This is a genomic window from Bradyrhizobium sp. AUGA SZCCT0176 (genome assembly GCF_018130145.1).
Classification (GTDB): domain Bacteria; phylum Pseudomonadota; class Alphaproteobacteria; order Rhizobiales; family Xanthobacteraceae; genus Bradyrhizobium.
In genome coordinates, this window is the sequence record NZ_JAFCMB010000043.1 from 1 (window position 1) to 10,026 (window position 10,026).

The following is a 10,026-nucleotide window of genomic DNA, read 5'->3' on the forward strand; positions in this document are numbered from 1 at the left end:
AAGGCGCGTTCGAGATCGTCGAGCGAGACTTCGCCCGGACGCAGCGGCCGTTCCAGCACCTGATCCACCAGCGTGCCCTTGGCAACCTCTTGTGTCTTCGCGGGCTGTATAGGGGGCGCGGCTACGACCGGCGCCGGCGCTTCCACGGAGACGGCTTCGGCCTCAGCGTGCGCATCATGCGCCCCGCCTTCCGCCAACAGATGCAGCTTCTCGATCAGGTCCTCGTCGCTGCCTTCCGGCTCGTTCTCGGTGGCTTCGAGACCTGCGAGGATTTCCTTGATGCGATCGATCGAGGACAGGATCAGCGTGACGGCGCCGGCAGTGACCGGCATGCCGTCGCGGAATTTGCCCATCAGGGTCTCGCCGGCATGGGCCAGCGCTTCCAGCCTCGGCAGGCCGAGGAAGCCGCAGGTGCCCTTGATCGTGTGCACCAGGCGAAAGATGTTATCCAGAATCTTCGCGTTGTTCGGGTCCTGCTCGAACCGCACCAACTGATTGTCGACCGTATCCAGGCTCTCGCTGGTCTCGGTCAAAAATTCCCGCAACAAATCATCCATGAAACCGGCCTTCGTAACGCACCGGCACGCGACATCGACGTGCCCCGACGGAACTTGGCCAGCTTCTATGCAAAGCGTTTAATATTGGTTGAGCAAATGGAAAAGAACGGCCTCAACAAAGAGATAAGACGGCTGCCATGAATCCAGCCGCCCAATATCAACCTTTGGTTAACCATAATCGCCCCGTGGCGGCGCTCAGGCGGCGGTAACGAGCACCTTGTCGCCGTCGAGCGCGAGCGTCACGGCGAGCCCGCAGGCCTGCGCCAAGAGCCGCGTATAATAAGGCTGCACCGCATGCGCATCGATGGCGGCACTGGAACTCGCACTCAAGAGGTCGGCGATGTTTTGCGGCACGCGGGCGTTAAGGCCGGCCGAGGTGACGCGAAAGCTCATCGTCTCGCCGTCGCCGATCGGGTCGATGGTCAGCGTACCGCCGCGCGGAATGGTCTGCTGCGCAATGACCAGCATGTTCAAGAGCAGCTTGACGCGGTTCTTCGGCAGCAACAGCCGCGGCAAATTCCAGGTGATGGTGATCTTGCCGTCCTCGATATGGCCGCGCGCCATGGTCTGGGCGTCGCCGAGATCAATCTGCGCGCCGGCCGAGCCGGCCGCGCCAAACGCCAGCCGGCAGAACTGCAACCGGGCCGAGGCGGTCTTGGCGCTCTTGCGAATCAGATCGAGCGCGAATTCACGATCTTCGGGCTTGGGATCGTCGTCGAGGACCTCCAGCCCATTGACGATGGCGCCAACCGGGCTGATGAGATCATGACAGACCCGCGAACACAGCAGTGCCGCAAGTTCGAGGGCGTCGGGAGCGACGCCGGGAGACGGAGTGCCAGACATCAGATTTTCCTGGAAGGCCGCGCAGTCCCCAATCGCTGCAAGAGACTGCCGGCGGACAGTTACGAATCACGCATGCTCGGTGGTTTGATACACTGCGCAGGCGCGTGCTGCCAGCACGGGGCGGCACCGGTCAAGGGAACACGAACAGCAAATGAGCCCGCTCATGAATGAGGCAAGTCCGCCCGTTATCGATCATGTGGCCGCTACGGCCCTGATCGAGCCGCTAACCGATCTGGTGATCCAGGCCGGCGCCGCGATCCTAGCCGTCAACCGCGCCTCCATGACGGTCGATGGCAAGACCGACGGATCGCCGGTCACGGAAGCCGATCTCGCCGCCGACCGCATCATCGGCGACGGCCTGGCACGGCTGGCGCCAAATATACCGTCATTGTCCGAGGAGCGGACGCACCTGGCGAAGCTGCCTTACAAGGACAGCTTCTTCCTGATCGACCCGCTCGACGGCACCAAGGAATTCGTCGCCGGCCGCGCCGAATTCACCGTCAACCTGGCGCTGGTGACCGGCGGGGTGCCGTTGCTCGGCATCGTCAACGCTCCCGCGCTTGGATTGATCTGGCGCGGCATCGTCGGCCGGGGTGCCGAGCGGCTGACCCTTATTGACGGCGGCGCGCCGCGGATCGAGCCGATCCGGACGCGGCCCTGCCCGATCAAGGGAAAAGCCTGGACCGTGGCCGTCAGCCGGTCGCATGGCGATGACCGCACCGAAGCTTTTATTGCCGCAAGGCCCGGAGCCGTGCGCGCCGAACTCGGCTCGGCGGTCAAATTCGGCCGGGTGGCGGAAGGCGCGGTCGATATCTATCCCCGCCTGTCGCCGACCTGCGAATGGGATGTGGCGGCGGGCCATGCGGTGGTTACAGCCGCCGGCGGCAAGATCACGGATTCAACCGGCGCCGCGCTGCATTTTGGTTGTGGCCGCGAAGACTTCATCGTGCCGGAATTCATTGCCTGGGGCGATCCCCAAGCCCCTCTCTGATTCAAGCCCCGTCCTGATTTACTGCGCCAGACCCTGTTCGAGCCGCGGCCAGCGGGCGGCGGCGTCTTTCAGGAAACGCGAAGGATCGGCCTTGAAAGCATCGCGGTTTTCCTCGCGGCCGAACAGATAGAGCCGCTGGCCTGCGACCACCCAGAACCGCGGGTTACCGGCATAGGTAACGCCTCGCACCAGGTCGACCGGATCGTAACCACCGAACTGGGGGCCATAGACCTCGGGGTGGGCGACAAAGGAAGCGCGATTGCCCTCGTTGCGAAAGCGCCAGACGGCGCCGGCCTCGGCGGCCTCGAAATCCGCCACGCCCTGGACGGCCACGGAATCGGTGAAATAGGCGACGGGATCAAACCCCTCGATCGCAAGGCCGGAATAGCGATTGACCACCACCCGTTCGGTGGTCGCGGCAAGGGCGGTGAAATCAAGGCAGAGAACTCCGAAAAAGCCTGCCCATAGGGCGAAAATGGCCATTCCGGGGCGCCAACCATATCTTTCCTGCCGTTGTGCCGTCATAGTTGGTACCGATAACATACGAGTCGAGGGGACACTGGGCGCAACCTAGAGCCGTGCTTGTTGGCGTCAGGTTAAGGCTGCGGCCAGAATTTCGATACCAGGGGTTCTTTGATGATTTTCGTCTCACGCCTTGCCGCGGTAACGCTCGCCGCGCTGATGTGCTGGACTGTGCCCGCACCTGCGCAGCAGTCGGGGCCGATGCAACAGGCCCCGCTGCAGGCACCGGGCCAACAGGCGCCGTACCAGCAGGCACCGATCCAGCAAGCACCGCCGCCGCAGCGTGCGCCGAGCCCGGCGACCTATGGGCCGGACGAGCTGGTCAATGCCGGCCACAAATTCTTCGGCAACGTCTCGCGTGGGCTGGCATCGATCATCGAGCGCGCGGTGAGCCAATGGGGCCTGCCGAACGGTTACGTGCTCGGCGAGGAAGGCTCCGGCGCCTTTGTCGCCGGCCTGCGCTATGGCGAAGGCACGCTCTACACCAAGAACGCCGGCGACCTCAGGGTCTACTGGCAGGGTCCGTCGGTCGGCTTCGACTGGGGCGGCGACGGCGCCCGCACCATGACGCTGGTCTATAATCTGCCCGCCACCAACGCGATCTATCAGCGCTTCGCCGGCATCGACGGCTCGGCCTATATCGTTGGCGGCTTCGGCATGACCGCGCTCACCGCCAACAACATCGTGCTGGTGCCGATTCGCTCCGGCATCGGTCTGCGGCTCGGCGCCAACATCGGCTATCTCAAATTTACCCCGCGCGCGACCTGGAACCCGTTCTGACCTTTTCCTGAGCAACGGTTTTCTGAACAGCAGCACACATTGATCTTCACGATTCAGGTTAACGCGGCATTGGGCTGGCCTTTTGCCGGTCCCCCATGGCATTGTGATTAACGAATTCTTTATGCCCTCGGGGAGTGACCATCCATGATCGAACCGATCATGTATCTGGCGATCGGTTTTCTGGTCTCGATGCTGTTTGGCCTGATGATCGTGCCGCTGGTGCATAACCGCGCGGTCCGGCTGACGACCCGCCGACTGGAAGCGGCCACCCCGCTGTCGATGGCTGAAATCCAGGCCGACAAGGATCAGCTGCGCGCGGAATTCGCGATGTCGGCGCGCCGGCTCGAGATGAGCGTCGACCAGCTCAAGAACAAGACCACCAGCCAGCTTGCCGAACTCGGCAAGAAATCCGACGCGATCAACCGCATGAAGATCGAGCTTGGCGAGAAAAACGCCACGATCTTCGGGCTCGAGGCGCGCGAGAAGGCGGTGAAGGAACAGCTGCGCGCCACCGAAGAGGAATTCGCGGCCAAGACCGAGATGCTGCGCGGCGCCGAAAAGGCGCTGACCGACAAGCAGGGCGAACTTGCCAAGATCAATCATGAACTGTCCGACCGTTCGATGGTGGCGGACAGCCGCCAGGTCGAGCTGGTCGCGGTGCGCACCCAGATCGAGGAGTTGAAGGGCCGCGTCGGCGACGCCGAAAAGGAATTCGCGGCGACGCAAGCCCGGCTCGCGCAGGAGCGCGGCGAATCCGACAACGCGACGCGCGAACTCAACGAGGCGCGCAGCCGCGTCGAAAATCTGAGCCAACGCGTCACCGATCTGGACCGGCAGCTGATCATCCAGGTCAAGGAAGCCGAAATGCTCGGTAACCGCGTCAACGATCTCGAAGCGCGGCTCGCCACCCAGGGCAAGCTCCTGGCCGAACGCGAATTCGAGAACAACCAGCTCAAGCAGGCCAACGACGTCGCCGAGCGCACGACCAAGGAATTGCATGTCGAGATCGCGGCCCTGAGCCAGGGCGGCAATTCGCCTGCGATCGAAAAGCTGCGCAGCGAGAAAGCCGCGGTCGAGGAACAGCTTCGTGTCGCGCGCGACGAACGCGCCAAGCTGCAGCGCGACATCAACGCGATCCAGCAGCAGGCCGAAAGCTCCTGGGCCACCGAGCGGATGGAGAACGCGCTGCTGCGCGAACGCATCAACGACATCGCCGCCGAGGTGGCCAAATTGGCTATCCAGCTGGAGGGGCCGAATTCGGCGATCGAGGCCATGCTGGCCGCGGAACCGGCAGCGCCAAAACCCCCTGCCAAGCCGGCCAACGACAGCGCCGCCACCGCGCCTTCCGAAGGCAGCGGCACCCTGGCCGAGCGAATCCGGGCCCTGCAGTCGCACGCCTCCCGCGCCCGCCAGCAAGGGGCGTAACTTTTTTGACGCGTTTTCTTCACGCGAACCGGCCTCCACTTCGCTCGAAAACGCTATGTCCCGTTTCGGCCGCTTTGTTTGCTTGACACTATGGGCCCTCACTTCGTAAATCGCGGGCTCTGACGGCGCTGATTTCGCCGGATCCCGGACGCATAGCTCAGCGGGAGAGCGTTCCCTTCACACGGGAGAGGTCCAAGGTTCGATCCCTTGTGCGTCCACCATCGTCCTGACGGGACGAGTTCAGGTTCGAATTTCAGACAGCCAGGCATTCATTCCGTCGCCGTTCCGTCATTGCGAGCGAAGCGAAGCAATCCATTCTTTCTTCGCGCTGCTAGATGGATTGCTTCGCTGCGCTCGCAATGACGCGGAAATAACTTCGCGTTCTCGCGACGCAACGCGCCCGAGGTTTACGTGTAGTCCCGCCCCCAAAATTCAGAGGGCGCAGGGAATGCCGGATGCGCGCTGCACCCGCGGTCTCGTGTGCGAATAGTGCAAAGAAAGCTGCACACGAGCATACAGGGCAGCGGAGAGCATCCGACATTCCCTGCGCAGTGGCTTTACGTCTTATAACGCGCTCTCCCCGGTGAGACGGCCTCTATTGCCACCGTCGCCCCTCGGAAGCATTAGCTCCCGAAAGACTTGACGCCGTTACGGGCGCCAGGACCACACGCTTTCGCCGTACGCCTTTGCCGCGACCGTCAATCGCAACATCAGCGTCCACCGCGACCCGCCCCTCGTTGTGACGATGGCCAACGCCCCTCTGAGTGGGACGGGATGGGTGAAGATATGCCGGTGATTTGGGTCGAAGGAAAGCAGAATATTTTTGATTTTCGGAAATTTTGCGCTTGACATGATTTCCGCAAATCGGAAGTGATGACTTGGATAAGGTTTACCGCCGAATTGTAGCTAAGTGATTGCTAGACCCTTGGATCGGGCGCGACTGTTGATGACCAGCATAACCCGCCTCTTTTGCCGGAAGGGAACGGCGGATTACGCCCTCGCTCAATCCGCGCTCAGCACCATGCCTGATGATAATTTGCGCCGCATACTGCGCGGACGCTCTTCGATCATAGCGACGGCGCCACTGACCGAACGAAGGTCATGGCCCGTCGCGTATCGGAGTACTCCGGAAGAGTGACTGCAGCTCGCTGACGAGCCGGGCTATGATGCCCATAAGTAGGATCGCGACTTAGGATGGAAGACAAAGTTTACTTCGCGCTGGTCGGCGTAGCCGGGCTGATCGGATCGTTTGTCACTGCAGCCTTCATGCCGTTGAGTGGGCGATAGGCAGTATCTCACCGCCTCTTCTCTCACTTATCTGCCTGACGGGCCCGGCCGAATGCGGTGCAGGTCTCTGCAGGGTCTTGGCTATAGATGCCACGGAGAAGTGCGGCGGTTGGCAAGAGCGGATGTACCTCTTGCCAATGCCTGGGCCCCGGAGCGATCCGGGGCCCTTTCGCCGTCCTGAAGCAATCACTCTGCGCTGTTGTGACTACGGGTATCGTTGCGTGGAGTTGCTTGATGAGTAAGACCATTTGGACGCTATCGATCGTTCCAAACGAGCACAATCGAGAAGTCTACCTGGTGGTCGATGACTTTGGCTCCCTCGGTCGAGCATGGCGGGGGAGTGGTGTCGGCGATACCGGCCTCGAAACGGTCGTGCGCGATCTGTTGGAGGGGCAATACTGCAACCCCGTCCGCGTTGCCGGTTTTAATGTCGCTGAGGGATGGTGCAGAGACGTTTCAGCAGAGGTCGCCCACGAGTTGCAGAAACGTTGCTCAGATCAGATGCGAGAACTGCCGAGCTTCCTGCAGGAGTTCGTCCACCGGCATGCCGGGAAAGCGACGGCCAGGTAGCGCCTGACTGGCAGTGCGTTGCCGACCAAACGAGTCCTAATCTTCCCACGTGCGCTGGCCGCACCGGCATTCGAACATGTGGACGATGCAGCCGGTGCGAGGATTCACTATCGTTCGAATCAGGGCCAACCGCTTCCCGCATGTGCTGCAGATTTTGTTGGTGTGGCTTTCCAAAACAGCCACCTCCTCACCGCGGATTAATTCCATAACCGCCTCCATGCCGAGTTCTGTTTTGAGGGGTCAGACCCTAAGTCAGGTCCCCGACATAGTACGAGCGGGCGCGAGCTATTCCAAATGAAATTCGCTGCTGCGACCCGTCCAAAAGGGTCAGCCTGCAAGACCTACCACTCCGCGCTATTCGACTGAACGCAGGGTCGCACGAAGAGACGGAAACCAGGCACAGCTTCATCTGGATCGGGAAAACGCAGCAACTGACTGCAATGAATTGTCGGCTAGCGGGCAGACAACGAAACCAGAAACGATTTCAATCGGTCCCCGCAGGCTGTGCAATCGCTCGATTGAACAGGTGGAAGGATGGCTCACCAAATCAACAGATTGGTTGTCGGCACTCGTTTCAGGGTGAATCAACTCGGATCAGCCCGGTGCCCGGCTCTGGCCGGCAAGACCGGGACCGTTACCGGAATGAGCTATCGCAACACAGGCGTTGCCGTGCTGTTCGATGGCACCAAGAGACCAACTTACCTGCACAGGGATTTTATCAGCTCCATCTCCGATCGTTCGTTGACGACAGACGAGGCGGGTTACGCAAAGGCTAACCCGCACCACGACGTCAAGCGCAGCGATCGCCTGCATGCATAGCAAACCATCTCGTGGAAGCAAGACAGTGCCGCTGGTTACTGCGAGCGCGGAATCTCGATTGTGATGTGCGGGTCACCGCGCATCGGCAATTGCTTTGGTCACCTCCGATCCAAACCGGAATACTTGAGCGGAGTAATAGGTCCACAGCAGGATCACAATCAGGGCGCCCGCTGCGCCATTGCCCGAACTCGTCGCCAAGATACCAGCCGTTTGATCTTCCACACCTCCGACATAGTTTTGATCTCGAACGCCTCGCCGTCGCGCGGTACGAGAATGGCCGACGGCGCAAGGATTAATCGGAGCCAGATCTCGCGTATCCGCGCCGTTCTGCCTCGGAGGTAAAATGGCATTTCGGACAGGTAAATTGAATCATCGGCCGAGACGACCAGGACGGCTTCACGATGTTCAAGGCCATCGGCCACGCGTTGCATTGTGGACAGGCGATCAATACGGCTTCGGGGGTGAGGTCGGGGGTTCTCATCCGATCCACCTCACCCCACCTCACCAGTTCACGCGGCTTCGCGTCGATAGGCTACTCCAGACCCGCGAGCGCCCATCCAATGCGGCATCGGCGCCCCGTCACGGTGGCGGCCGCCGATACTGGCCGATGCCCATGCGATGACAGCACCCAGCAACAGGGCCGCGGCGACGGAGAACGCGAGGATCACCGAACTCCGGCGAGATTTCGCTATCGCGGCCCGAGAATTTGCGATCACGCCGTCGACCCGTTTTTCGGCTTCGGGCCCGGCAAGACCGGTATTCGCTGCGACGAGTTGAGCCAGATAGGATCGATCCTCACTGCTCATTCCCGAATGGCTCGACGACGTCAGGAGGATTCGTCCGGCCTCCGCCCGCTCCTGCGAAAGGTCCACGTTCGCGGCGCGGCGCAACGGCCTGAACAACCGGTCGATCTCATAGCTTAACAGCGGCTCTGCAGCGCTGGTTCGTGCGGAGGAGATGTTGCTGTTGGACCGCGTCAGGGACGCGCTTCCAAGCAAGGCCGCAAGCGCCACCCCGAGAACAACGGCGAGCGCCCAGGCAGCGAGACCATGCAAGCCGTCGCGATGTTCGATTTCGTCAGCATCCGAAACGGCCGGCGCGACACTCGTTCGCCCCGCAATGTAGCCACCCACGCCGAAACTCAGTGCGGCCTGGATAATGAGATAGAGTCCCGACAGAATCCAAAGTGCGGCGGACGCGTCCCGCCACGTCGGCGCCGTCGACGAGATCCCCAACCCGACGGTCGCGCCGAACGCCAACAGGATCGACGACAGCGCGGTTGCCACCAGCGCACCCAGGATCGCCGGCGTCCAGTTCAAATACCTCGGGGAGACTCCAATGGGAGCCGCGCCGGGTTCAATCTGTTTCACCATGTCAGCGCAGCCCGAAGAAGGACAACACGGCCAGGATGACGACGACCAAACCAACCAGATAAATCAAACCGTTCATTTTTCTCTCCTCGTTTCGTGACAGGTCGAGCCCGCAGTTCAGCGCCCCTTCCCGGCGCACGCTTGGGAGCGATATGCCAGGATTGAACTCGCGGACATTGCCTATTGTTCCCGACGCGTTTTGACGCTGGTACTTTTGGCTACAGCGGCGATGGTAGTCGCGAGCGACTGCGGCCCTACATCATCACTCCGTTGCTCCTTGTCCGCCTCGAACTGATTTCCCAACCGGCAGACGATGATCCTGGCCGAAGCTGCCCGCCGGGAGAACTTGCGAACCGTAAACGACAACCTCGCCTCCGATACCTCCTCCAGAAAACAGACGCAGATCGTTTCCGCGTTGCCGGCGTCAATCTCGGTATCGGCGCCGGAAACACGGGCGTTGATCCCTTCACGTTTCAGCGCATCTGCAACAATCAGCGCGGCGCAATCGTCGAGTCGACCCAGTCCGGGTATGCAGAAAACCGGCTTGCCCAGCTTGCGAGCGTCGATGTTGACGATCTTCCCCTTTTTGGCGGGCGCTTCGGCACTCGCGTTCCCCTCAGCGGTCTCGTGCGAGGCCATATCCTCGATGATTTCGGAAACCGTCTCGTGGATATTCTCGAGCCTGACGTCGTCAAGCCGGCCTTGGGCGGCATCGGCCTCAGCCAATCGCAAGGCGCCCAGCAAGATTTCTTCGTAATAGGCCACAGCGGACCCCTTCTTCAGGTACGACCGCGCCTGTTCGATCGCGTCAATCGGATCGCCCGTCAGCATGCGCTGGTATGCGGTCTGCTGCGGCGTCAAC

9 protein-coding genes, 1 tRNA gene and 1 pseudogene are annotated in these 10,026 nt (G+C 61.5%); 6 read left to right on the forward strand and 5 right to left on the reverse strand.

What is annotated here, in order from left to right; all coding sequences use genetic code 11:
* Positions 1 to 557 (reverse strand): Hpt domain-containing protein (locus JQ600_RS36470; RefSeq protein WP_212490434.1); only part of this gene is annotated, 557 nt, incomplete at its 3' end.
* Positions 558 to 752: 195 nt separating this feature from the next.
* Positions 753 to 1,400 (reverse strand): histidine phosphotransferase ChpT, encoded by a 648-nt coding sequence (gene chpT / locus JQ600_RS36475; protein ID WP_212391281.1) that lies wholly within the window; start codon positions 1,398 to 1,400, stop codon positions 753 to 755.
* A gap of 163 nt (positions 1,401 to 1,563) precedes the next feature.
* Here chpT and JQ600_RS36480 point away from each other — a divergent pair, with 163 nt between their 5' ends.
* Positions 1,564 to 2,391 (forward strand): 3'(2'),5'-bisphosphate nucleotidase CysQ, encoded by an 828-nt coding sequence (locus JQ600_RS36480; RefSeq protein WP_212391279.1) that lies wholly within the window; start codon positions 1,564 to 1,566, stop codon positions 2,389 to 2,391.
* An 18-nt stretch (positions 2,392 to 2,409) separates the two neighbouring features.
* On the opposite strand, the gene JQ600_RS36485 is transcribed toward JQ600_RS36480, so the two are convergent.
* Complete coding sequence (locus tag JQ600_RS36485; protein WP_212263496.1) at positions 2,410 to 2,874, reverse strand: YHS domain-containing (seleno)protein; 465 nt, start codon at positions 2,872 to 2,874, stop codon at positions 2,410 to 2,412.
* A gap of 153 nt (positions 2,875 to 3,027) precedes the next feature.
* On the opposite strand from JQ600_RS36485, the gene JQ600_RS36490 reads away from it, so the two are divergent.
* The 5 genes from JQ600_RS36490 to JQ600_RS36510 all read left to right on the forward strand — a co-directional run bounded on the left by JQ600_RS36490 (position 3,028) and on the right by JQ600_RS36510 (position 7,794).
* Positions 3,028 to 3,693, forward strand: coding sequence for a DUF1134 domain-containing protein (locus JQ600_RS36490; RefSeq protein ID WP_212263495.1), 666 nt, complete (start codon positions 3,028 to 3,030; stop codon positions 3,691 to 3,693).
* Positions 3,694 to 3,837: 144 nt separating this feature from the next.
* Positions 3,838 to 5,118 carry a hypothetical protein gene (locus JQ600_RS36495; protein WP_212391277.1) on the forward strand — a complete coding sequence of 427 codons (1,281 nt, stop codon included), beginning with the start codon at positions 3,838 to 3,840 and terminating at the stop codon, positions 5,116 to 5,118.
* A gap of 146 nt (positions 5,119 to 5,264) precedes the next feature.
* A tRNA-Val gene (locus JQ600_RS36500) sits at positions 5,265 to 5,339 on the forward strand.
* A gap of 1,300 nt (positions 5,340 to 6,639) precedes the next feature.
* Entirely contained in the window at positions 6,640 to 6,975 is a 336-nt protein-coding gene (locus JQ600_RS36505) for a hypothetical protein (RefSeq protein ID WP_212263493.1), read from the forward strand.
* 642 nt (positions 6,976 to 7,617) lie between these two features.
* Positions 7,618 to 7,794 carry a hypothetical protein gene (locus JQ600_RS36510; RefSeq protein ID WP_212391352.1) on the forward strand — a complete coding sequence of 59 codons (177 nt, stop codon included), beginning with the start codon at positions 7,618 to 7,620 and terminating at the stop codon, positions 7,792 to 7,794.
* Positions 7,795 to 8,303: 509 nt separating this feature from the next.
* On the opposite strand, the gene JQ600_RS36515 is transcribed toward JQ600_RS36510, so the two are convergent.
* Positions 8,304 to 9,113: a hypothetical protein gene (locus tag JQ600_RS36515; RefSeq protein WP_409363341.1), complete on the reverse strand. Its 810-nt coding sequence runs from the start codon at positions 9,111 to 9,113 to the stop codon at positions 8,304 to 8,306.
* Positions 9,114 to 9,344: 231 nt separating this feature from the next.
* Positions 9,345 to 10,026: pseudogene (locus tag JQ600_RS36520) on the reverse strand (hypothetical protein); the annotation flags it as partial.